This is a genomic window from Mesorhizobium sp. M0715 (assembly GCF_040320355.1).
In the GTDB taxonomy this organism is placed as follows: domain Bacteria; phylum Pseudomonadota; class Alphaproteobacteria; order Rhizobiales; family Rhizobiaceae; genus Mesorhizobium.
On the sequence record NZ_JAMYPL010000020.1, the window covers coordinates 14,440 to 34,809 of the forward strand.

Consider the following 20,370-nt stretch of genomic DNA (forward strand, 5'->3'; position numbering starts at 1 on the left):
CGAACGCCCTTCCCCGCACCTGAGCCGAAGCAACAGGCGCGGGGCTCATCTAGTCGATCCGGCGCCGAATGCCAAGCCATAACGGCAGTCTATTCGCTTTGCCGGCCACACAGTGTTTCACAAGGCGGCCGGCATGCCCGTTTTTACAGGCGCCGCCGCTGCAATGGTGTGCACAGGCAGGACCGCGGGGCCGGCCGCCCTTGACTTCCCCCGGAGTTGCCTGTCGGGTGCCGAGGCTTTGCGGGGGCATTGTGCGGACATGACATCGAGCAATGGACAGACGCCAGTCAGGCGGCCGGACAGCGGGCTGTCCTTCGTGCCGGTGGGCTGGCTTGTCTTCGTCATGGCGTGGTCGGTCTACGGCCTGATCTCCGTCTGGCCCGCGGTCGGCGCCACCGGCCTGCCAGACAGCGTGTTTTACCTTATCTATGGCGGGCTCGTCATCGATATCGTCACCATCCTGTGGGGGCTTTACCTGCTCGGCCTCGCCTTCGGCCGCTCGGCCCGCTTCCCGCGACGGTTCATCATCTGGCAGGTCGCCACAATCGTCTGGCTGGTGACCTGGCAGGCCTGTGCACTGACGATTTCGGATTTCGTCTTTTCGGGCCAGGCGCTTGCCATCATGGCTGCTCAAATCGCCATCGGCGTTCTCTGCATCTATCTGCTGCGCCGTGGATCCGAAGCCGATGCCGTTTATGTCAATCCGGAAACCGAAAGCCCATCGGCCTTCGTCTCGGTCATCGCCGCGCTGCTCGGCATCGTCCTGGGCGCGGTCATCGGCGCCGTGGGCGGATTCGCCATCGGCTCGGTGATCGCTGATGCCACCGAGATGAGCTGTTTCGAGGGCGCCTGCGGCTATTTTGCCGTGTTCACCGGCCTGGCCGGCCTCGTGATCGGCGCCGTTGGCGGCGGCATTTTCGCCGTCTGGCTTGTCCATCGGGGCAAAAGGAAGCCGGCCGTATAATTCGCGCAGAGCAAGGAATCCGGGTTCACCCGGTCTTTAAAGACTTCGCCGGCACGTCGGTTTGCAAGGCACCAAACGCAAAAACCCGCCTGTGCGGCGGGTCGTCGGCGCAAGTCAGCACCATGCCGAAATTGTTAGCATAGCTGCCCTCATATGTCAATGAAAAGCCACCCGGCCTGCTGTCGTCCGGCCTTCTGTTGACCTGAGTTTGGAACCTGCAAATTCGCGTATGGCGATTGCGATCCAGCCATGCGCATTCTATCTCTGAAAGGCCCCTCGATAGGGACCAGCCCGGAGGAGGGTTCTGATGTTTCGCTTCGTCTTTCGTCTTGCCGCAATGATCGCGCTGTCGATTTCCGTCATCATGGCGGTGCTCGACGCGACACGCACCGTGGCGGCCTCCGTTCTGGTGCTGACCCCGCTCAACACCAGTTGGCTGGCGGTCTCCCCCGACACGCGGGCCGCCTTCGAAACCTTCATCCGAACCAAGGCCAGCCCGCTGCTGTGGGACGGCGCCATCGCCTGGGTGCTGAACCAGCCGGGCTTCGCCGTGTTCGCGGTGCTGGCTTTCCTGCTCTATGCGATAGGCTACAGGCGGCCACCGCGTGCTGGGCAGTTCGCCGCCACCTAGAGCATCGGACCCAAAAGCGGTTGCCGGTTTTGGAAAATCCGATGCTCAAACAAAGCCGCCGTCATGCGGCATCTTATGTTTCACCCGGAGAGGAGCCGCGCATGTTCTTTCTCAGCGACATGCTGAATAAGAAGCTCAATCTGCCGAAGCCCTCCGAGGCCCTGCCGGGCCGCGCCAGGGCGATCCCGACCGCATCCAGGCACAAGGTCTTGAAAAGATCGCTCAAGGGTCCTTATCCCGAGAGGCTGGAGACGGCGATGTTCGGACTGGGCTGCTTCTGGGGTGCGGAGCGGCTGTTCTGGCAGATCGAAGGCGTCTGGGTCACCGCGGCTGGCTATGCCGGCGGCTTCACCCCCAATCCGACCTATCAGGAGACCTGCACCGGGCTTACCGGTCATGCCGAAGTGGTGCTGGTGGTCCATGACCCCGAGATCGTCTCCTATGCTGGGCTTCTGAAGCTGTTCTGGGAAAGCCACGACCCCACGCAGGGCATGCGCCAGGGCAATGATGTCGGCACCGCCTATCGCTCCGCGATCTACACGAGCGACGAGGCGCAATTGTCGGCGGCGAGCGCCTCGCGCGATGCGTATGAGACCTCGCTGCGCGGTGCCGGCCACGGCAGGATCACCACCGAGATCGCGCCGGCGGCCGAATTCTACTTCGCAGAATCCGATCACCAGCAATATCTGGCGAAGAATCCTTACGGCACGTGCAACCTCAAAGGCACTGGCGTCGCTTGCGCCATCCCTGCCGCCGCCTCCGCCTGACACTTGGCGCAAGGACAAGCTGCGGTGCGGCTTGCCCGCACCAAGCTTTTCCAAAAGGTCAAAATTCCGCGTGAATTTTGTTTCGGGCCATGCCAGATTGCCGCCGAGCGGGAGGGAGTACACTCCTGGCTGACGTCGTATGCCTGCCGGAGAACCGGGCCGGCATGCGGCGCGTAACGGAAAAAATAACCGACAGGGTGTGGATCACATGAAACGTATCGTTCTCGGCCTCCTGGCCGCAACCGCAATGGTTCTTCCGGCTTTCGCCGCGGATGTCCAGCCGGCCATCCTCTATGATCTCGGCGGCAAGTTCGACAAATCCTTCAACGAGGCTGCCTACAACGGCGCCGAAAAATTCAAGACGGAAACCGGTACGGCCTACGTCGAATTCGAGGTCTCCAATGCCTCGCAGCGTGAGCAGGCGCTGCGCCGCTTCGCCGAGGACGGCCGCAACCCGATCGTCATGGCCGGCTTTGCCTGGACGGACGCGCTGGCCAAGGTCGCCGCCGAATATCCCGACCTGAACTTCGCCATCATCGACGACCAGGTCGATCTGCCGAACGTGCGGTCGCTGAAGTTCAAGGAACAGGAGGGCTCCTACCTCGTCGGCGTCCTGGCGGCCATGGCTTCGAAGTCGAAGAAGGTCTCCTTCGTCGGCGGCATGGATATCCCGCTGATCCGCAAGTTCGAATGCGGCTATGTCGGCGGCGCCAAGTCAGCGGGCGCGACCGACGTCATCCAGAACATGACGGGTGACACGCCGGCTGCCTGGAACGATCCGGCCAAGGGCGGCGAGATCGCCAAGACGCAGATCGACCAGGGCTCCGACGTGGTCTATGCCGCGGCAGGCGGCACCGGCGTCGGCGTGCTGCAGGCGGCGGCAGATGCCGGCAAGCTCGGCATCGGCGTCGATTCCAACCAGAACGGCCTGCAGCCGGGCAAGGTGCTGACCTCGATGCTGAAGCGCGTCGACGTCGCCGTCTACACCGCCTTCATGGACGGCAAGAACGGCACCTTCAAGGGCGGAGTCGAGAATCTGGGCCTCAAGGAAGGCGGCGTCGACTACGCCATGGACGACAACAACAAGGCGCTGGTGACGGAAGAGATGAAGGCGGCCGTCGAAAAAGCCAAGGCCGACATCATTGCCGGCAAGGTCGAAGTACACGACTATACGGCTGACAACGCTTGCCCCTATTGAGCGGCACGAACACACAGCCATGATCTGCAAACCGCCGGGCGCCAGCCCGGCGGTTTTGCCTTATACGGGTTCGAGCGAAACCTTCGCTCCGTGCCGGACACCGTTTGGGGATACGGATGCAGCCGACGATCGAACCCATGGGCGAGCACGACATAGCAGCTGTCGCGCAACTGCGCCTGGCTGCCTTTTTCGCGGGAACCGGAAGGACCCTCGGTGAAGATGCGGCAGGGCTTCGCGACTTGATCGCCGGTGACGGCTTCGAGGCGGCATTCGTGGCCCGGATCGGCGACACCCCGGTCGGGACATGCCTGCTGGTCCGCCACGAACTGGAGCCCGCACATGATCTGACGCCATGGCTGGCCGGGTTGGTTGTCGATGCAAGGTATCGACGCCGAGGCATCGCCACCGCGCTGGTCAAGGCAACGGAAGCCCATGCGGCGTCACGGGGCGTCGAGATGCTCCATCTCTACACGTGGGATGCGCGTGATTTCTACGCGGCTCTCGGCTGGAATACCGTTGAGATAAGCGGCTCGGACGGCGAGAAGATGGCGCTGATGTCGCGCCGGCCCCGCCTATAGCAGCTTCGCGACGACACAGCCCAGCGCGAACGCCACCATCAGCCCGGCGGCAACGAAAACTCCGCGCCGGCCGCCAAGCGCGTGCACGCCAATGCCGTATGGTGGCCGGGACAGGCTTCGGATCACCGTGCGCGGTTTGACCTCATTGCCGCCGAGCTCGACGCTGCGCATCTGAGGTAACTCGGCTAGGCGTTGGGTAACCAGTTCCCAATGCCTGCCAGGCAGCAGGCCGCGTTTTCCGTAACGGTCGAAGAAATACATCTGCTCGGCAAGTCGCACGACCGCGTCGCGGAAGGCGGGATCGACCTCCAGGTCACGTTCGGCCCGTTCGCGGTCTTTGTCGTTCATAAGACCGAGCACATATTCGCCGGCCCGCGCGATGCGATCGTTTTCACTGACCACGGCGTGCACCTTCCCTTTTTCCTCACCAGTGCGGCGGCTTGGTTACCGGCACTTCATCTCCTGTCTGCTCCTCCAGCGCCAGGAAGCGATCCGTCAGCGCGTCGAGCTTGCGCTGCATGCGCTCGATCACTTTCCACTGCTCGGCGATCTGGCCGGACAGTTCCTCGATGATCTTCTCCTGCTCGGCGGCGCGTATTTCCAGCGTCGTCAGCCGGTCAGCGGGCGTGATCATGTGAATTCCCCAGTCTCATCGCGATGTCGTTGACCGCGATGTCTTGCGCCGTAATGCGAATTCCGGCGCCGTCATACTAGCGAATGTGAAGGCCCCGGCCACGTTGCAAATTGACAAGCGCACCGGGATTTGTCGAGAGTGAACCGGCTCCGGCAATTGGCACGGGCGGAGCGTCATGCTAGGCGTTTTGACCAAGCGATAAAAAAATAAGAGTGGGACAGGCTGCATGGCGCAAGCCGCAATCGAGTTGATCGGCATCAACAAGAGTTTTGGTGCGGTGCGCGCCAACCGGGACATCAATCTTGAGATCGGTCGCGGCACGATCCACGGCATTGTCGGCGAGAACGGAGCTGGCAAGTCGACGCTGATGTCGATCCTCTACGGCTTCTACCAGGCCGACAGCGGCGAGATCCGCGTTGGCGGCCAGCCGGCCTCGATCAAAACCCCCAATGACGCCATCGCGCTCGGCATCGGCATGGTGCATCAGCACTTTATGCTGGTCGACAATTTCACGGTGCTGGAGAACGTCATCCTCGGCGCCGAAAGCGATGCGCTGCTGAAGAAGAGCATCGCCAAGGCGCGCTCCGAACTGGAGCGGCTGGAGCGTGAATACGGGCTGGAAGTCGATCCCGATGCAATCATCGAGGAACTGCCGGTCGGCCTGCAGCAGCGGGTGGAGATCCTGAAAGCACTCTATCGCGGCGCCGAGATCCTGATCCTCGACGAGCCTACGGGCGTGCTGACACCGGCCGAGGCCGACCATCTGTTCCGCATCCTCGGGCAGTTGAAAGACCAGGGCAAGACGGTGGTGCTGATCACCCACAAATTGCGCGAGATCATGGCCATCACCGACACCGTGTCGGTGATGCGCCAGGGCACGATGGTGGCGACGCGCGAGACCAGGAAGACCACGGTCGAGGAACTGGCCGAGCTGATGGTCGGGCGGCGCGTGCTCTTGCGGGTCGAGAAGGGCGAGGCCGAGGCCGGCGCCGTCAAGCTCGCGGTCAAGAACCTGACGGTGAAGGATACGCGCGGCGTCACCATGGTCGACGACATCTCCTTCGATATCAGGGCCGGCGAGATCGTCGGCATCGCCGGTGTTGCCGGCAACGGACAATCCGAACTGCTCGAGGCGATTTCCGGCATCAGGCGTGCCGTGTCCGGCTCGGTCATGCTCGACGGCAAGCCGATCGACCTGACCGGCGCCGCCGACCCCGGCGAACTGCGCGACCGTGGCCTCGCGCATGTGCCGGAGGACCGCCATCACGTCGGGCTGGTGCTGGCCTTCGAGGAGAACGAGAATTCGATCCTCGGCTATCACGATGATCCCCGTTATTTGAAGGGGCCGTTCCTCAACATCGATGCCATCCGCAACGATGCCAGGGACAAGATCGCCAAATACGACATCCGCCCGGCCGACTGCCGGCTGAAGACCGCCAATTTTTCCGGCGGCAACCAGCAGAAGATCGTGCTGGCGCGGGAGATGGAACAGGACCCTGGTGTTCTGATCGTTGGCCAGCCGACACGCGGCGTCGATGTCGGCGCCATCGAATTCATCCACAAGCGCCTGATCGCCATGCGCGACCAGGGCAAGGCGGTGCTGGTGGTGTCGGTCGAGCTTGACGAGATCCGTTCGCTGTCCGACCGTATCCTGGTGATGTTTGCCGGCCGCATCGTCGGCGAGCGCGGCCCCGAAGCGACCGAGGGCGAGCTCGGCCTGCTGATGGCCGGCATCGAGCACCAGGAGGCCGCCGAATGAGCGCGCCTTACGCCAAACTGCCGGCCTGGGCCGACTATGGCCTGATCCCGCTGATCAATCTGTTCGTCGCCTTCGTCGTCGCCGGCTTCGTCGTGCTTCTGGTCGGCGAGAATCCGTTGCGCGCAGCCGTCATCCTGGTCGAAGGCGCCTTCGGCAAAGGCACCGGCATCGCCTTCACCCTCTTTTATGCCACCACCTTCATCTTCACCGGGCTTTCGGTGGCGGTGGCCGCGCATTGCGGCCTGTTCAACATCGGCACCGAAGGGCAGGCCTACATCGCCGGCCTCGGCATCGCCATCGTCTGCCTGAGCTTCGACAGCACACTGCCATGGTGGCTGACCTTCCCGCTGGCGATCATTGCTGCGGCGACGGTCGGCGCATTGTGGGCGCTCATCCCGGCCTATCTGCAGGCCAAGCGTGGCTCGCACATCGTCATCACCACCATCATGTTCAACTTCATCGCCGCCTCGATCATGGTTTACCTGCTGGTCGGCCCGTTGAAGCCAGCCGCCTCGCAAGCGCCGCAGACGCGCAACTTCCTCGCCGGCGCGGAATTGCCCAAGCTCAACTGGATCATCGAGCTGTTCGGCGCCAAGATCCGTTCGGCGCCGCTCAACGTCACCTTCCTGCTGGCGCTGGTCATGGCCTTCCTGGTCTGGCTGCTGATCTGGCGCACCAAGCTCGGCTATGAAATGCGCACCTACGGTCACAGCCCGAAAGCGGCACGCTATGCCGGCATTTCCGAAACCCGCATCATCATCACCGCCATGATGATCTCGGGCGGGCTGGCCGGCATGATGGCGCTCAATCCGGTGATGGGCGATCAGCACAATGTCGCCATCGACTTCGTTTCCGGCGCCGGCTTCGTCGGCATCGCCGTGGCGCTGATGGGCCGCCTGCACCCTGTCGGCATCGTGCTGGCGGCGATCCTGTTCGGCATGCTCTACCAGGGCGGCGCCGAGCTCGCCTTCGAGATGCCGGCAATCAGCCGCGATATGATCGTCATCATTCAAGGCCTGGTGATCCTGTTTGCCGGTGCCCTCGAGCACATGTTCCGGCCCTACATCCAGGCGCTGTTCGCCTCGTTCAGTCCGCGATCGGTCGGTATGGAAGCGGTCAAGGGGAAAGGTGCCTGAGATGGATGTGTTCAACGCGATCATCCAGACACTGGACTCCACCATCCGCCTCTCGGTGCCGCTGCTGCTGGCCTGCCTCGCCGGCCTCTATTCGGAACGCGCCGGCATCTTCGACATCGGCCTCGAAGGCAAGATGTTGGTCGGCGCCTTCGCCGGTGCGGCCGCCGCTTCCGTGTTCCATTCGGCCTTTCTCGGCCTCGGCATGGCCATCCTGATCTCGGTCGCCTTCGCCATGATCCACGGCTTTGCCTCGATCACCCATCGCGGCAACCAGATCGTCTCCGGCGTGGCGATCAATTTCATCGCCGCCGGCTCGACCATCATCCTCGGCCAGGCCTGGTTCCAGCAGGGCGGGCGCACGCCGGCGCTGCAACCGGGCGAGCGCTTCGAGGCCATCACCTTGCCGGGCGCCGAGGCCATCCGCGGCGTGCCGATCATCGGACCGATCTATGCCGAGCTCCTGTCGGGCCACTCGATCCTGGTCTATCTTGCCTTCCTGATGGTGCCGTTCACCTGGTGGGTGCTGTTTCGCACCCGTTTCGGCCTCAGGCTGCGCGCCGTAGGCGAGAACCCGGCCGCCGTCGATACTGCCGGCATATCGGTCGCCTGGCTGCGCTACAGGGCGCTGATCTGCACCGGCATCCTCACCGGCATTGCCGGCGCCTACCTGTCGATGGTGCAAAATGGCGGCTTCGTGAAGGACATGACCGCCGGCAAGGGCTATATCGCGCTGGCAGCCCTGATCTTCGCCAAGTGGAAGCCGGTCAACGCCATGTTCGCCTGCCTTCTGTTCGGCTTCCTGGACGCGGCGTCGATCCGCCTGCAGGGATCACCGCTGCCCATCATCGGCAAGGTGCCGGCGCAGTTCATGCAGGCGCTGCCCTACATCCTCACCGTCATCCTGCTCGCCGGCTTCATCGGCAAGGCAATCCCGCCACGCGCCGGCGGCGTGCCTTATGTCAAGGAACGTTGAGCGGCAGGTCGGCTTTGCGCCGGGTTTTGAACACGATCATCGGAGAGAACACCTGAATGTCGCATGATCTGTTCGAGGCCGCCAAGGCCGCCATGGCCAGGGCCTACGCGCCCTATTCGAAGTTTCCGGTCGGCGCTGCCTTGCGAACCGAAGACGGGCGCGTCTTTACCGGCGCCAACATCGAAGTCGCCTCTTATCCGGAAGGCTGGTGCGCCGAGACCACGGCGCTCGGCCACTACATTATGGGCGGCGGCGGCAAGATCGTCGAAATCGCCGTCATCGCCGAACGCATGGCCAAATGCTCGCCTTGCGGCGGCTGCCGGCAGCGGCTGGCCGAATTCTGCCGGCCGGAAACAAAGCTCTATCTCTGCGACAATGCAGGTGTGGCCGAGACCGTGACCATGGGCGACATGCTGCCTTACGGCTTCCGCGGCGATATTTTGAAATGAACAACGGGCTCAAATGAACAGCTGGCAGCGATGACGGAAAAAGCCCTGGATCATCTCGTCGAAAGGCTGGACGGCCTGGCGCCGGCCACGGCACTGGTGCTCGGTTCGGGCCTCGGCGGTCTGGTCGACCAGATCGAGGACCCGATCCGCATCTCCTATGCCGACCTGCCCGGTTTTCCCAGAAGCGGTGTCACCGGGCACGCCGGCGAAGTGGTGGCAGGGCTGTTTGCCGGCGTGCCGGTGCTGATGCTTTCGGGCCGCGCCCATTACTACGAGCACGGCGTTGCCGCGGCGATGCGGCCGGTGCTGGAAGTGCTTGCCGGCATCGGCATCACGAAGCTGATCCTCACCAATGCCGCCGGCTCGGTCGATCCGGACATGCCGCCGGGCTCGGTGATGCTGATATCGGACCACATCAATTTCTCGGGCACCAACCCGCTGATCGGCGAACCAAGCGACCGGCGTTTCGTCGGCCTGACTGAAGCCTATGATGCCGGCATCCGCCAGGCCATCGAACGGGCGGCAAATGCGACCGGCACCACCCTGCACAAGGGCGTCTATATGTGGTTCTCCGGCCCATGCTTCGAAACGCCGGCCGAGATCCGCATGGCGCGCATCATGGGCGCCAATGCGGTCGGCATGTCGACCGTACCGGAGGTCATTCTCGCCCGCTTCCTCGGACTGCGCGTCGCCGCCTGTTCGGTCATCACCAATTTGGCCGCCGGCATGACCGGGGCCGAGCTTTCGCACCAGGAGACCAAGGACATGGCACCGGTAGGCGGCGCGCGGCTGGCGACGATCCTGCAGCGCGTGTTTCGCGACGGACTGCTGGAGATCTGATGCTTCCCCAGGAAATCATCCGCCGCAAGCGCGATGGCCTCAGGCTGTCGGAAGAGGAGATCGCCGGCTTCGTCGCGGGCGTGACGTCGGGCGCCGTCACCGATGGCCAGGCCGGCGCCTTCGCCATGGCGGTGTTCTTCAACGGCATGAACCGCGACGAGGCCGTGGCGCTCACGCTGGCGATGCGCGATTCCGGCGATGTGCTCGACTGGTCGGACCTGCCCGGCCCGGTCACCGACAAGCATTCGACCGGCGGCGTCGGCGACAATGTCTCGCTGATGCTGGCGCCGATCGTCGCCGCCTGCGGCGCCTATGTGCCGATGATCTCGGGCCGTGGCCTTGGCCACACCGGCGGCACGCTGGACAAGATGGATGCCATCCCCGGCTACATCAGCCAGCCCGACGTCGCGCTGTTTCGCAAGGCGGTGCTCGAAACAGGCTGTGCCATCATCGGCCAGACCGCCGACCTCGCGCCCGCCGATCGACGGCTCTATGCGATCCGCGACGTCTCCGGCACGGTCGAATCGGTGCCGCTGATCACCGCTTCGATCCTGTCGAAGAAGCTGGCGGCCGGGCTGCAATCGCTGGTGCTCGACGTCAAGGTCGGCAACGGCGCCTTCATGGAAAAATCGCGCGACGCCACCGCACTCGCCAACAGCCTGGTTGAGATCGCCAACGGCGCCGGACTGAAGGCTTCGGCGTTGATCACCGGCATGAACGAGCCGCTGGCGTCGGCCGCCGGCAACGCCGTCGAGGTGCGCAACGCCGTTGATTTCCTCACCGGTCGGTTTCGCGACCGGAGGCTCGAGGATGTGACGCTGGCGCTGGCTGCCGAAATGCTGCAGTCGGCCGGGCTGGTGTCGTCCAACCAGGATGGCATGCGGCGCGCCACCGAAACGCTCGCCAGCGGCCGCGCCGCCGCCACTTTCGCACGCATGGTGGCCGCGCTTGGCGGCCCCGCCGATTTCATCGAAAAGCCGGAAAAGTATCTGCCGGCGGCGGCGATCGAATTTGCCGTCAAGGCCACGGCAAACGGCTTCGTCACCGGCATCGCCACCCGCGATATCGGGCTCGCCGTGGTCGGCCTGGGAGGTGGGCGCACGCGGCCGGACGACCAGATCGACCCCGCGGTCGGCATCACCAGGCTGTTGCCGGTCGGTGCGGAGGTTGGGATCGGCGAGCCGCTGGCGCTGGTCCATGCCCGCTCATTGGCGGATGCCGAGGCGGCGGCGGCAACCGTGCTTTCGGCCTATACGGTCGGCGGCTCCAAGCCGCCCGCCGACAAGTCGGTCATCCGGCGGATTCTGCCGCGCGGCTAAAGCAATTCCAGGAAAAGTGTGAAACGGTTTTCCCGGGAAAAGCGCATAGCGCTTTCCCTTGGGAATTGCGGAAACGAACAGCCTTACTGGACGAGCAGCAGCGTGCCGTTCTCGACCTGGTATTTGTCGAGCCGCTTGAGAAAGCTCATGCCGATCAGATTGGTGCGCAGCGCCCTGTCGTCGAGCACGATGGTCTGGACGTCATTGACCGTGATGTTGCCGATCTGCAGGCGGTCGATCATGGCCACGGCCGCCTTGATGGTGCCGTTGGCGGTGTTGACCTCGCGGTTGAAGTCGGAAGCGTTCAACGACAGGCCGATTCTGCGCGCCGTCGAAATGTTGATGGCGACCAGCGTGGCGCCGGTGTCGATCATGCCGTCGACCTGGCGTCCGTTGAACTTGAAAGCCGATGAGAAATGTCCGCGCTCGTCAGCCGCGACGACCACCTTGCGGCCCATCGGCAGCGGTGCCGCGGGCTTGTTGGGCACCGATGCCAGATTGACGTCCGGTTGGGCTTCGACCGCTTGTTTGCCCGGCACCGCCGACCTCAGCAGGTTTTCGACGAGTTGCGGATTGGACTGGTACACAATCGGTATCGATGCCGATGAACCGGCGAAAACGGCGAGGATCAGAAGTTTGCGCAGCATGGATCGGCCTCGCCGCATGACCCCGAAAATCGGGATCGATTTTCGGAAAGGCTCATGCGCAAAATCAAAGTGCTACAGCGTCCTTTGCGCGTCCGAAATGGACGCGCGGCGCCGTAGTGACAGCCGATCGTTAAGCCCGGATGGTGTTTGCCGCTTTAACGCGCGCGAAAACCGCGCCTTTGCGTAAATATTTGGTAAATCGTACCAGGTGACTTTGCCTGATATTACTTGGTCCCGTACATGCGGTCGCCGGCGTCACCGAGGCCCGGCATGATGTAGCCCTTCTCGTTGAGCTGGCGGTCGATCGAAGCGGTGAAGACGGGAACGTCCGGATGCGCCTTGATGAAGCGCTCGATGCCTTCGGGCGCCGCCAGCAGGCAAAGGAAACGGATGTTGGTGGCACCACGCTCTTTCAGCTTGTCGATCGCCGCGATCGCCGAATTGGCGGTCGCCAGCATCGGATCGACGACGATCACCAGCCGGTCGGCGAGGTCGCTCGGCGCCTTGAAGAAATATTCGACCGCTTCCAGCGTTTCGTGATCGCGGTAGAGACCGACATGGGCGACGCGGGCCGCCGGAACCAGGTCGAGCAGGCCTTCCAGCAAGCCGTTGCCGGCGCGCAGCACCGAGGCGAAGACCAGCTTCTTGCCCTCAAGCGTCGGCGCTTCCATGGTTTCCATCGGCGTCTCGATGGTCGTCGTCGTCAGTTCGAGGTTGCGGGTGACCTCGTAGCCTAGCAGCAGCGAGATTTCGCGCAGCAGCCGGCGAAAGCCGGCCGTCGAGGTTTCCTTCTTGCGCATGATGGTCAGCTTGTGCTGGACAAGCGGGTGGTCGACGACGGTGACGCCCTTCATGGTGTTCTCCTGATGCCTGCGCCCGAAAATGCGCGCATAGCCCTTTCGGACGCGCCGCGCTTCAAGCTGCCTGGGCGAACCCTAGCGGCAATGCGCCGGCCAAGGAACCGCTTGGCCCGCACCGACCACAGCTTTGTCGGCGGAAATCAGCGTGCCGCGCTGCTCAACCGGGCAAGAAGTGCCGTCTTTGTCTTTCTGTCGACGAAAGCGGCCTCGATGGCGGTGCGGGTAACGGCGGCCAGCGCCTTTTCGTTCATCGAGAAATGCTCGGCGGCAATCTCGTATTCCCGCTTCAGCGAGGTCCAGAAATAGGGCGGATCGTCGGAATTGAGCGTCACCTTGCAGCCGGCCGCCTGCAGGGCCGGAAACGGATGATCGGCGAAACTGTCGAACACCTTGAGCGCGATGTTGGAACCGGGGCAGCATTCCAGCACGACGCCCTCGTCGGCGATGCGCCGGACCAGGTCCAGGTTCTCGATGGCGCGCACGCCATGGCCGATGCGCGACGGACGGATATGATCGAGCGCCGCCTGGACCGTCTCCCAGCCCGTCAGTTCGCCGGCATGGATGGTGATGCCGAGCCCGGCTTCGCGAGCGATCTCGAAAGCCCTGACATAGTCCTCCATATCGCCGATGCGCTCATCGCCGGCAACGCCGAAACCGGTGACCAGCGGATGCCCGCAGCGCGCCGCGAAGCGCGCCGCCTGCTCGATGGACTCGACGCCGACATGGCGCACGCCGGTAACGATCATGCGGCCTTCGATGCCGGTCTTGGCCTTGGCGCGGGCCATGCCTTCGCCGAGCGCGTCGGTATAGGCTTTCGGCGACAGCCCGGCCTTTTTCGCGTGGTCCGGCGAGGTGAACACCTCGGAATAGATGGCGCCATCGCGAGCGAGACTGGTCAGATAGTGGTCGGCCAGCCGCGCATAATCTTCCTCGGTCCGGAACAGATCGGCGGAAAAATCATAAGCCGCCAGGAAGGAGGTGAAATCGTGCCAGACGAAGGAACCGTTCTGGATATAGAGCGAGGTGTCCTTGCCGTATTTCTGCGCCTGGCGGACGACGAGTTCGGGCGCCGCTGCCCCTTCGATGTGGCAGTGCAGTTCCGCTTTCAAAGGCATTCAATCATCCCGTCGGTCCGTCCAGGTCTCGAAAACCCGCCACCTGGAAGCGCGGCTGAACACCGCGCCTTAAACAATAGCGCCCGCATCATCGATCGGCTATGGTCCCGCCGGTTTTATGACGGATCAAAAAAATGTCAGTTGAGAGAACCACGGCCGCGGGCGGCATGGAAACCTCCTATGGTTTCAAGCGTGTAGGGGCTGGCGACAAGCAGTCCCTGGTCAACGATGTTTTCCACAAGGTCGCCAACCGCTACGACCTGATGAACGATCTGATGTCGGCCGGCCTGCACCGGCTGTGGAAGGACGCCATGGTGACCTGGCTCAATCCTCCCAAAAGGATCGGCTGGCGCGTGCTGGACGTTGCCGGCGGCACCGGAGACATCGCCTTCCGCATCGTCGATGCCAGCCACGGCAATGCCCATGCCACCGTGCTCGACATCAACGGCTCGATGCTGGCCGTCGGTCGCGACCGGGCTGAAAAGAAAGGCCTGTCCGGCAACACCGATTTCGTCGAGGCCAATGCCGAGGAACTGCCCTTCCCTGATGCCACATTCGATGCCTACACCATCGCTTTCGGCATCCGCAACGTACCGCGCATCGAGGTCGCCTTGGGCGAAGCGTTTCGCGTGCTGAAGCCCGGCGGGCGCTTCCTGTGCCTGGAATTTTCCGAGGTCGAGATGCCGCTGCTCGACAAGGCCTATGAAGCCTGGTCGTTCAATGCCATCCCCAAGATCGGCAAGATGGTCACTGGCGACGGCGAACCCTATTCCTATCTGGTCGAATCGATCGCCAGGTTTCCCAATCAGCAGAATTTCGCGACGATGATTTCCCGCGCCGGCTTCGACCGCGTTTCCTTCCGCAACTATTCCGGCGGTATTGCAGCACTTCATTCGGGCTGGAAGCTTTGAGGCCGGACCGCATTTCTCATAATCGACGCGTGCTATGCCGGTTCAAAGAGCCGGCAGGATTGGCGCTGCCATGAGCAATGTCAGTGCAGGATTCCGGCTCGTAAGGGCCGGCTGGGTTCTGGTCCGCGAGGGTGTCGTCGCCGCCTTGCCGGGTGAGGAGCTGTCGGGCCTGCCGAAGTTCGGCTGGCGGATGGCGCGGCTGTTCACCCGCCGCCGCGCGCTGGCCTATGAGCGCAGCGACCGGCTGGCCAAGGCGGTCGTCCGGCTCGGTCCATCTTATGTAAAGCTCGGCCAGTTCCTGGCGACACGGCCCGACGTCGTCGGCAACGACATGGCGCTGGATCTCGCCATGTTGCAGGACAAGATGCACACCTTCCCCAGGGCCGAGGCCATCGCGGCGGTCGAGGCTTCGCTCGGGCGCAAGGTCGGCGATCTCTATACGCAATTCGGCGACCCGGTCGCCGCCGCCTCCATCGCCCAGGTCCATGCCGCCGACGCTCTCCATGACGGCATTGCCACCAAGGTGGCGGTCAAGGTGATCCGGCCAGGCGTGCGCCGCCGTTTCTTCCAGGATCTCGAAAGCTATTTCCTCGCCGCTCGCCTGCAGGAGAAATACATCCCGTCGTCACGCCGGCTGCGGCCGGTCGAGGTCACCCAGACGCTGGCGCAGACCACCAAGATCGAGATGGATCTTCGCCTCGAGGCGGCGGCTCTCTCGGAGCTCGGCGAAAGCACCAGGGAGGACCCCGGCTTTCGCGTGCCGTCCGTCGACTGGGAGCGCACCGGCCGCGACGTCTTGACCATGGAGTGGGTCGACGGCGTCAAGATGAACGACATTGCCGGCCTGGAAGCCGCCGGCCACGATTTGAAGGCGATCGCAGCCAATCTTATCCAGTCGTTCCTGCGCCACACCCTGCGCGACGGCTTCTTTCATGCCGACATGCATCCGGGCAATTTGTTCGTCGAGGCAAACGGCACGATCGTCGCCGTCGATCTCGGCATTGCCGGCAGGCTCGGCAAGAAGGAGCGCCGCTTCCTCGCCGAAATCCTCTACGGCTTCATCACGCGCGACTATCTGCGTGTCGCCGAGGTGCATTTCGAGGCCGGCTATGTGCCGCGCCAGCACAATGTCGCGGCCTTCGCGCAGGCGATCCGGGCCATCGGCGAGCCGATCCATGGCCAGCCGGCCGAGACCATCTCGATGGCCAAGCTTCTGACGCTGCTGTTCGAGGTCACCGAACTCTTCGACATGGCGACGCGGCCCGAATTGATCCTGTTGCAGAAGACCATGGTGGTGGTCGAGGGCGTAGCGCGCACGCTCGACCCGGCCTTCAACATGTGGAAGACGGCCGAGCCGGTGGTCGGCGACTGGATATCAGGCAATCTTGGGCCGCGTGGCATGATGATCGATGCGCGTGACGGCGCCAGGGCGCTGCTCACGCTGGCCCGCCAGATTCCCGAGCTTGCGGCGCGCACCGACCGGCTGTCGCGCGAGATCGACCTGATGGCCGAGCACGGCCTGCGCTTCGACGAAACCACCGCCCACGCCATTGGCAAGGCCGAGGCGCGCTACAGCCGCTCCGGCCGCTGGGCACTGTGGGTCATCGCGCTGACGCTCGTCTATATCGCCTGGAAGATCATCTGAGTGCATGCAATGACAGCAATGCTGTCATTGCATGCACGCTGCTTGTTGCCTATATTAAGCGGCATGGAGCAAGACCATGAGCACGATAACAGTCCGCAACCTTGACGACAACGTGAAGCAGGTGCTCCGCGAGCGCGCCGCCGCGCGCGGCGTTTCGATGGAGCAGGAAGTGCGGGATGCCTTGCGTGAGGCGGCAATCCCAAAAACCAGGCTTGAGAATGGGGCGTGGCGACTGAAGGCTTCCCGTGACGAAATCTTGGCGCTCGGGCGGAAGCTGGAACGCCCTTTTGATCTCAAAGCGATTACTGACCATATGTGGGACGAGGGACTTCTGTGACAGTCGCGGTCGATACCTCGGCGTTGATCGCAATCCTTGGCGCGGAGCCGGATGCCGCTGCATTCGTCGACGTTTTCGGTACCTCATCTGTTGCACTGGTAAGCGCAGCGACGCTGCTGGAGGCGCATTGTGTCGCGAGCCGGTCGAGTGATGGCGTTAACGTCAACGAACTCAAACTGCTAATCGATCTTCTCGAGTTGACGGTAGTTCCTTTTGATTTAGCGCAGCTTGAAGTCGCACGGCTTGCCTACTCTCTCTATGGCCGTGGATCTCATCATCGTGCTGATCTCAACATGGGCGACTGTTTCGCTTACGCCTTGGCCAAGACGCGAAACCTGCCGCTGCTTTTCAAGGGTAATGATTTCATCCATACCGATATCGAACCGGCGCTGAAGCCGGCATGACACTGGACAGGAACTGGTCTCAGGCATGAGCCTCTCCGGCAAGCGCATCCTGCTCATCATTGGCGGCGGCATCGCCGCCTACAAGGCGCTCGATCTGATCCGCCGGCTGCGCGAGCGTGGTGCGGCGGTGCGGGTGATCATGACATCGGCGGCACAGGAATTCATCACCACGCTGTCGGCCGGCGCGCTCTCCGCCGACCATGTCTTTACCGAACTGTTCGACCGCCAGGACGAGCACGATGTCGGCCACATCAGGCTGTCGCGCGAGGCCGATCTGCTGGTGGTGGCGCCCGCCACCGCCGACCTGATGGCCAAGCTCGCAAACGGCCACGCCAACGATCTGGCCTCCACGGTGCTCATCGCCACGGACAAGCCGGTGTTGATGGCGCCGGCCATGAACACCAGAATGTGGGCGCATCCGGCCACCCGCCGCAATCGCGCGACGCTGCAGAAGGACCGCGTCACCTTCGTCGGTCCGGCCAGGGGTGAGATGGCCGAAAGCAATGAAGCCGGCGAAGGCCGCATGGCCGAGCCGCTGGAGATCGTCGCCGCCATCGAGGCACTGCTCGACGTCGGCCCGAAGTCGCTGTCGGGGCGCAAGATCATCGTCACCTCCGGCCCGACGCATGAGCCGATCGACCCGGTGCGCTACATCGCCAACCGTTCGTCCGGCAAGCAGGGCCATGCCATAGCGGCAGCGCTGGCCAGGCTCGGCGCCGATGTGCACCTCGTCTCCGGCCCTGTCGGCATTGCCGATCCGGCTGGCGTGAAGACCATCCATGTCGAACGTGCGCAAGAGATGCGGGACGCGGTGGAACAGCTCCTGCCCGCAGACGCGGCGGTGTTCGTCGCCGCCGTGGCCGACTGGCGAACCGAGAATTCAGCCGGTGAGAAGATCAAGAAGGTCGCCGGCGAAGGGCCGCCGGTGCTGCGCATGGTCGAGAATCCCGACATTCTCGCCGGCGTCGGCCATCACAGCCAGCGACCCGGCCTGGTTATCGGCTTCGCCGCCGAGACGCAGGATCTCCTGCGCAACGCCGAGGCCAAACTCAAGAAAAAAGGCGCCGATCTCATCGTCGCCAACGACGTGTCGCAGGGAAGCGGCGTCGGTTCTTCGGGCGTGATGGGCGGCGATCGCAACCGGGTGCGGATCGTGTCAAAGGCTGGCGTCGAGGAATGGCCGGAGATGAGCAAGGATGATGTGGCGGCGCGGCTCGCCGCCCTGATCGCCGAAAGGCTTAAAACGATCGTCGTTTGAGCTGAAAGACGTTCTGCTGCAGTGACGCACCGCCCTGCCGCGAGACGGCATTCAGGCGGCGCGCTTTAAGTCCTGCGGCTCTACATCAATTGGTCAAAAGCTCGGCGGTCCGGGCAAGCGCGCCGGCGAAGCCGTTGAGCGGAATGGAAAAGCTCACCGCTTGTCCGGTGTCTGCCGCGAAAGCGTCGATCTTCAGTGTGGTGCCTGATTTCAGCAGTGGCGTGACAGTCGCATCGAACACCACCGGCACCAGACAGCCGACGACCTGGCAGGTGTTGAACGCCAGGCTGCCGTCCAGCTTCTGATCGTCGATGGTCAGGCTGACCCCCTTGGCCAGCGCCAGGCCGAACGGCAACGCAAGCGTGCCCGTGGCATCCTCGCCGGTCTTGCTCGACAGCTCTATCGCCAGCAGCCGCTGATTGCTTTGCTTGTTGAATTGCTGATGCGACAGGCTGCAGGTCTTGGCCGTGCCCGATATCTGGCAATTGACCGTCCAGTCGCCGTGGGTTTCAGACAGTGCCGACGCGCCGCCGGGCAACTGCGGCGCATCCGCGGCAGCGGGTGCCGCGACCGCCCTGTCGCTCTTGGTTTGTGCCGCCACGGCCGCCACGCCGACGGTGCAGGCAACACCCAGCATCGCCACGAAATGCGCGTACTTCCTCATCAAGATCCCTCCCGCCCGGCTCCGCCTCGGGCCAGCTAGAAACTGACCTTGAGAGACGCGCTGATCGCGTTCTGTTTAACCGTTTCGCCGAAGGCGCCATTATACCTGACGGACATGCCGACGCCATTGACGCCATTCAGCTCAAGGCCGGCGCCGACCCGATAGAGCGGCGAATCGACGGCCTCCGTCAAGTGCAATGCGGGGTTGCCAGGCAGATTCTCCGCCGCCGCGAAGCGACCTTCGGGGGTGACAAGCAGATTTGGTCGCTCGACCCGCTGGCCATGGCATCGCCGCGCAAACGTCCTATATCAGTGGGCAGAGTTTTTTGCGCGGGAATGAGCGAATGTCGGCACTTCGGCCATCAACGATCTTCACAGTGGCAATGCTGGCCACGGCAGTGCTGGCGGGCGTTTGCCTGCCGGCTTCCGCACAAGCGCTCAATTCCGCTACCGGCAACAATGCGCTGATCCGGCAGAACGACCTGCAAATCCTGCAAAACAGGATACAGCGGCAGCAATATCAGCAGCAACAGCGGCAGTACCGCGCCCAGGACCGCCAGATCGTTCAGCAACCGCCCCCGGTCGTGCAGCAGCTCAAGCCAAGCTGCCAGACCCAGATAATCGGCACCACCGCCGTGAGCAATTGCCGCTGACAACAAGGCCTTTTTCATTTATTTAGCCGACTTAGGTATTTCGAGTGTCTTTCGGCATATGCGAAAGTTTTGGCGGCACATGCGAAAGTTTTGGTTTTGCAACGACGCCTTGTCGCGCTATGCGGCATTGCATCGACTGGATTGACGAATGGCAGCCACCAAGAAGAAAGCCGTACGCAAGGCAAAAAAGGGCGAAAGAATCCGCCAGGTGGCGGCTGTTCCCTTTCGGCTGATCGCGCGCGGCGACATCGAGGTCATGCTGGTTACGTCGCGCACCACCAGGCGCTTCATCGTACCCAAGGGCTGGCCGATGAAGGGCAAGAGCGGGCGCAAGGCGGCCACCATCGAGGCGCAGGAGGAAGCCGGCGTACTCGGCAAGACGCTGAAGCAGCCGGCAGGCACCTATTCCTACTGGAAGCGGCTGGCCAATCGCTTTGTCCGCGTCGACGTCATCGTCTATCTGCTCGAGGTAACGGAGGAACTGGCCGATTGGCAGGAAGCCAAACGACGCCAGCGGGCCTGGCTGGCACCAGCCGATGCGGCCATGCTCATCGACGAGCCGGATCTTTCAACGTTGGTGAAGACGCTGAAGCTTCCCCAGCCTATGCAGGTGGACAAGGCGTAAAGCC

25 protein-coding genes are annotated in these 20,370 nt (G+C 63.3%); 17 read left to right on the plus strand and 8 right to left on the minus strand.

Annotation, left to right across the window (positions count from 1 at the left end; genetic code table 11):
* Positions 1-259 precede the first annotated feature (259 nt).
* From NKI21_RS22130 to NKI21_RS22150, 5 genes are all read left to right on the plus strand, one after another.
* The gene (locus NKI21_RS22130) at positions 260-964 is read left to right on the plus strand and encodes a hypothetical protein (protein ID WP_352867325.1); all 705 of its coding nucleotides are present in this window, start codon (positions 260-262) and stop codon (positions 962-964) included.
* A 307-nt stretch (positions 965-1,271) separates the two neighbouring features.
* Positions 1,272-1,595, plus strand: a complete 324-nt coding sequence (locus NKI21_RS22135) for a hypothetical protein (RefSeq protein WP_127290698.1) — start codon at positions 1,272-1,274, stop codon at positions 1,593-1,595.
* Between the two features lie 101 nt (positions 1,596-1,696).
* Positions 1,697-2,362, plus strand: coding sequence for a peptide-methionine (S)-S-oxide reductase MsrA (msrA, locus tag NKI21_RS22140; RefSeq protein WP_128303184.1), 666 nt, complete (start codon positions 1,697-1,699; stop codon positions 2,360-2,362).
* 208 nt (positions 2,363-2,570) lie between these two features.
* Positions 2,571-3,560 carry a BMP family lipoprotein gene (locus tag NKI21_RS22145; RefSeq protein ID WP_128303185.1) on the plus strand — a complete coding sequence of 330 codons (990 nt, stop codon included), beginning with the start codon at positions 2,571-2,573 and terminating at the stop codon, positions 3,558-3,560.
* Positions 3,561-3,676: 116 nt separating this feature from the next.
* On the plus strand, positions 3,677-4,138 hold the full coding sequence (locus NKI21_RS22150) for a GNAT family N-acetyltransferase (RefSeq protein WP_128303186.1): 462 nt from the start codon (positions 3,677-3,679) through the stop codon (positions 4,136-4,138).
* Here NKI21_RS22150 and NKI21_RS22155 read toward each other — a convergent pair.
* Positions 4,133-4,540, minus strand: a complete 408-nt coding sequence (locus NKI21_RS22155) for a hypothetical protein (protein ID WP_128303256.1) — start codon at positions 4,538-4,540, stop codon at positions 4,133-4,135. The genes NKI21_RS22150 and NKI21_RS22155 overlap by 6 nt on opposite strands.
* A gap of 22 nt (positions 4,541-4,562) precedes the next feature.
* Positions 4,563-4,769 carry a SlyX family protein gene (locus NKI21_RS22160; protein ID WP_206517192.1) on the minus strand — a complete coding sequence of 69 codons (207 nt, stop codon included), beginning with the start codon at positions 4,767-4,769 and terminating at the stop codon, positions 4,563-4,565.
* A 229-nt stretch (positions 4,770-4,998) separates the two neighbouring features.
* On the opposite strand from NKI21_RS22160, the gene NKI21_RS22165 reads away from it, so the two are divergent.
* The 6 genes from NKI21_RS22165 to deoA are packed head-to-tail and all read left to right on the plus strand — an operon-like array spanning position 4,999 to position 11,248.
* On the plus strand, positions 4,999-6,531 hold the full coding sequence (locus tag NKI21_RS22165) for an ABC transporter ATP-binding protein (protein WP_128303187.1): 1,533 nt from the start codon (positions 4,999-5,001) through the stop codon (positions 6,529-6,531).
* Positions 6,528-7,667: an ABC transporter permease gene (locus NKI21_RS22170; RefSeq protein WP_127266923.1), complete on the plus strand. Its 1,140-nt coding sequence runs from the start codon at positions 6,528-6,530 to the stop codon at positions 7,665-7,667. Before NKI21_RS22165 ends, NKI21_RS22170 begins: the two co-directional genes overlap by 4 nt.
* A gap of 1 nt (position 7,668) precedes the next feature.
* Positions 7,669-8,640 carry an ABC transporter permease gene (locus NKI21_RS22175; RefSeq protein ID WP_127266924.1) on the plus strand — a complete coding sequence of 324 codons (972 nt, stop codon included), beginning with the start codon at positions 7,669-7,671 and terminating at the stop codon, positions 8,638-8,640.
* Positions 8,641-8,696: 56 nt separating this feature from the next.
* A complete protein-coding gene (gene cdd, locus NKI21_RS22180; protein WP_023812575.1) occupies positions 8,697-9,089 on the plus strand; it encodes a cytidine deaminase in 393 nt (130 codons plus the stop codon).
* A 30-nt stretch (positions 9,090-9,119) separates the two neighbouring features.
* Positions 9,120-9,929, plus strand: a complete 810-nt coding sequence (locus NKI21_RS22185) for a purine-nucleoside phosphorylase (RefSeq protein ID WP_127259901.1) — start codon at positions 9,120-9,122, stop codon at positions 9,927-9,929.
* Positions 9,929-11,248 carry a thymidine phosphorylase gene (deoA, locus tag NKI21_RS22190; protein WP_352440883.1) on the plus strand — a complete coding sequence of 440 codons (1,320 nt, stop codon included), beginning with the start codon at positions 9,929-9,931 and terminating at the stop codon, positions 11,246-11,248. The genes NKI21_RS22185 and deoA overlap by 1 nt, the downstream gene beginning before the upstream one ends.
* Positions 11,249-11,331: 83 nt before the next feature.
* On the opposite strand, the gene NKI21_RS22195 is transcribed toward deoA, so the two are convergent.
* From NKI21_RS22195 to NKI21_RS22205, 3 genes are all read right to left on the minus strand, one after another.
* Positions 11,332-11,895, minus strand: a complete 564-nt coding sequence (locus NKI21_RS22195) for a TIGR02281 family clan AA aspartic protease (RefSeq protein ID WP_352440882.1) — start codon at positions 11,893-11,895, stop codon at positions 11,332-11,334.
* A gap of 224 nt (positions 11,896-12,119) precedes the next feature.
* Positions 12,120-12,749, minus strand: coding sequence for a uracil phosphoribosyltransferase (gene upp / locus NKI21_RS22200; protein WP_023812571.1), 630 nt, complete (start codon positions 12,747-12,749; stop codon positions 12,120-12,122).
* A gap of 146 nt (positions 12,750-12,895) precedes the next feature.
* The gene (locus NKI21_RS22205; protein ID WP_352440881.1) at positions 12,896-13,870 is read right to left on the minus strand and encodes an adenosine deaminase; all 975 of its coding nucleotides are present in this window, start codon (positions 13,868-13,870) and stop codon (positions 12,896-12,898) included.
* Between the two features lie 134 nt (positions 13,871-14,004).
* Between NKI21_RS22205 and ubiE the strand changes: the two genes are divergently transcribed.
* The 5 genes from ubiE (at position 14,005) to coaBC (ending at position 18,425) form a co-directional block, all read left to right on the plus strand.
* Positions 14,005-14,781 carry a bifunctional demethylmenaquinone methyltransferase/2-methoxy-6-polyprenyl-1,4-benzoquinol methylase UbiE gene (ubiE, locus tag NKI21_RS22210; protein ID WP_127328341.1) on the plus strand — a complete coding sequence of 259 codons (777 nt, stop codon included), beginning with the start codon at positions 14,005-14,007 and terminating at the stop codon, positions 14,779-14,781.
* A gap of 70 nt (positions 14,782-14,851) precedes the next feature.
* A complete protein-coding gene (gene ubiB / locus NKI21_RS22215; protein WP_352440880.1) occupies positions 14,852-16,426 on the plus strand; it encodes a 2-polyprenylphenol 6-hydroxylase in 1,575 nt (524 codons plus the stop codon).
* 76 nt (positions 16,427-16,502) lie between these two features.
* The gene (locus NKI21_RS22220; RefSeq protein WP_023812567.1) at positions 16,503-16,763 is read left to right on the plus strand and encodes a FitA-like ribbon-helix-helix domain-containing protein; all 261 of its coding nucleotides are present in this window, start codon (positions 16,503-16,505) and stop codon (positions 16,761-16,763) included.
* Entirely contained in the window at positions 16,760-17,167 is a 408-nt protein-coding gene (locus NKI21_RS22225; protein ID WP_127290735.1) for a type II toxin-antitoxin system VapC family toxin, read from the plus strand. The genes NKI21_RS22220 and NKI21_RS22225 overlap by 4 nt, the downstream gene beginning before the upstream one ends.
* A gap of 25 nt (positions 17,168-17,192) precedes the next feature.
* Positions 17,193-18,425, plus strand: a complete 1,233-nt coding sequence (gene coaBC, locus NKI21_RS22230; RefSeq protein WP_128303195.1) for a bifunctional phosphopantothenoylcysteine decarboxylase/phosphopantothenate--cysteine ligase CoaBC — start codon at positions 17,193-17,195, stop codon at positions 18,423-18,425.
* 85 nt (positions 18,426-18,510) lie between these two features.
* On the opposite strand, the gene NKI21_RS22235 is transcribed toward coaBC, so the two are convergent.
* The 3 genes from NKI21_RS22235 to NKI21_RS22245 all read right to left on the minus strand — a co-directional run bounded on the left by NKI21_RS22235 (position 18,511) and on the right by NKI21_RS22245 (position 19,759).
* A complete protein-coding gene (locus NKI21_RS22235) occupies positions 18,511-19,089 on the minus strand; it encodes an invasion associated locus B family protein (protein ID WP_128303196.1) in 579 nt (192 codons plus the stop codon).
* A 35-nt stretch (positions 19,090-19,124) separates the two neighbouring features.
* Complete coding sequence (locus NKI21_RS22240) at positions 19,125-19,280, minus strand: hypothetical protein (RefSeq protein WP_164892878.1); 156 nt, start codon at positions 19,278-19,280, stop codon at positions 19,125-19,127.
* A gap of 170 nt (positions 19,281-19,450) precedes the next feature.
* Positions 19,451-19,759: a hypothetical protein gene (locus NKI21_RS22245; RefSeq protein WP_164892879.1), complete on the minus strand. Its 309-nt coding sequence runs from the start codon at positions 19,757-19,759 to the stop codon at positions 19,451-19,453.
* A 130-nt stretch (positions 19,760-19,889) separates the two neighbouring features.
* On the opposite strand from NKI21_RS22245, the gene NKI21_RS22250 reads away from it, so the two are divergent.
* A complete protein-coding gene (locus NKI21_RS22250) occupies positions 19,890-20,366 on the plus strand; it encodes an NUDIX hydrolase (protein WP_023812561.1) in 477 nt (158 codons plus the stop codon).
* The last annotated feature ends 4 nt before the right edge of the window (positions 20,367-20,370 follow it).

What these genes read in the sequence shown, in the direction of transcription:
- NKI21_RS22245 (WP_164892879.1), bottom strand. Translation starts at nt 19,759, where the DNA reads ATGAAAAAGGCCTTGTTGTCAGCGGCAATTGCTCACGGCGGTGGTGCC.
- ubiB (WP_352440880.1), top strand. Translation starts at nt 14,852, where the DNA reads ATGAGCAATGTCAGTGCAGGATTCCGGCTCGTAAGGGCCGGCTGGGTT.
- NKI21_RS22220 (WP_023812567.1), top strand. Translation starts at nt 16,503, where the DNA reads ATGAGCACGATAACAGTCCGCAACCTTGACGACAACGTGAAGCAGGTG.
- NKI21_RS22150 (WP_128303186.1), top strand. Translation starts at nt 3,677, where the DNA reads ATGCAGCCGACGATCGAACCCATGGGCGAGCACGACATAGCAGCTGTC.
- cdd (WP_023812575.1), top strand. Translation starts at nt 8,697, where the DNA reads ATGTCGCATGATCTGTTCGAGGCCGCCAAGGCCGCCATGGCCAGGGCC.
- msrA (WP_128303184.1), top strand. Translation starts at nt 1,697, where the DNA reads ATGTTCTTTCTCAGCGACATGCTGAATAAGAAGCTCAATCTGCCGAAG.
- NKI21_RS22135 (WP_127290698.1), top strand. Translation starts at nt 1,272, where the DNA reads ATGTTTCGCTTCGTCTTTCGTCTTGCCGCAATGATCGCGCTGTCGATT.
- deoA (WP_352440883.1), top strand. Translation starts at nt 9,929, where the DNA reads ATGCTTCCCCAGGAAATCATCCGCCGCAAGCGCGATGGCCTCAGGCTG.
- NKI21_RS22185 (WP_127259901.1), top strand. Translation starts at nt 9,120, where the DNA reads ATGACGGAAAAAGCCCTGGATCATCTCGTCGAAAGGCTGGACGGCCTG.
- NKI21_RS22195 (WP_352440882.1), bottom strand. Translation starts at nt 11,895, where the DNA reads ATGCTGCGCAAACTTCTGATCCTCGCCGTTTTCGCCGGTTCATCGGCA.
- NKI21_RS22145 (WP_128303185.1), top strand. Translation starts at nt 2,571, where the DNA reads ATGAAACGTATCGTTCTCGGCCTCCTGGCCGCAACCGCAATGGTTCTT.
- NKI21_RS22205 (WP_352440881.1), bottom strand. Translation starts at nt 13,870, where the DNA reads ATGCCTTTGAAAGCGGAACTGCACTGCCACATCGAAGGGGCAGCGGCG.
- NKI21_RS22165 (WP_128303187.1), top strand. Translation starts at nt 4,999, where the DNA reads ATGGCGCAAGCCGCAATCGAGTTGATCGGCATCAACAAGAGTTTTGGT.
- upp (WP_023812571.1), bottom strand. Translation starts at nt 12,749, where the DNA reads ATGAAGGGCGTCACCGTCGTCGACCACCCGCTTGTCCAGCACAAGCTG.
- NKI21_RS22235 (WP_128303196.1), bottom strand. Translation starts at nt 19,089, where the DNA reads ATGAGGAAGTACGCGCATTTCGTGGCGATGCTGGGTGTTGCCTGCACC.
- NKI21_RS22250 (WP_023812561.1), top strand. Translation starts at nt 19,890, where the DNA reads ATGGCAGCCACCAAGAAGAAAGCCGTACGCAAGGCAAAAAAGGGCGAA.
- ubiE (WP_127328341.1), top strand. Translation starts at nt 14,005, where the DNA reads ATGTCAGTTGAGAGAACCACGGCCGCGGGCGGCATGGAAACCTCCTAT.
- NKI21_RS22130 (WP_352867325.1), top strand. Translation starts at nt 260, where the DNA reads ATGACATCGAGCAATGGACAGACGCCAGTCAGGCGGCCGGACAGCGGG.
- NKI21_RS22170 (WP_127266923.1), top strand. Translation starts at nt 6,528, where the DNA reads ATGAGCGCGCCTTACGCCAAACTGCCGGCCTGGGCCGACTATGGCCTG.
- coaBC (WP_128303195.1), top strand. Translation starts at nt 17,193, where the DNA reads ATGAGCCTCTCCGGCAAGCGCATCCTGCTCATCATTGGCGGCGGCATC.
- NKI21_RS22175 (WP_127266924.1), top strand. Translation starts at nt 7,669, where the DNA reads ATGGATGTGTTCAACGCGATCATCCAGACACTGGACTCCACCATCCGC.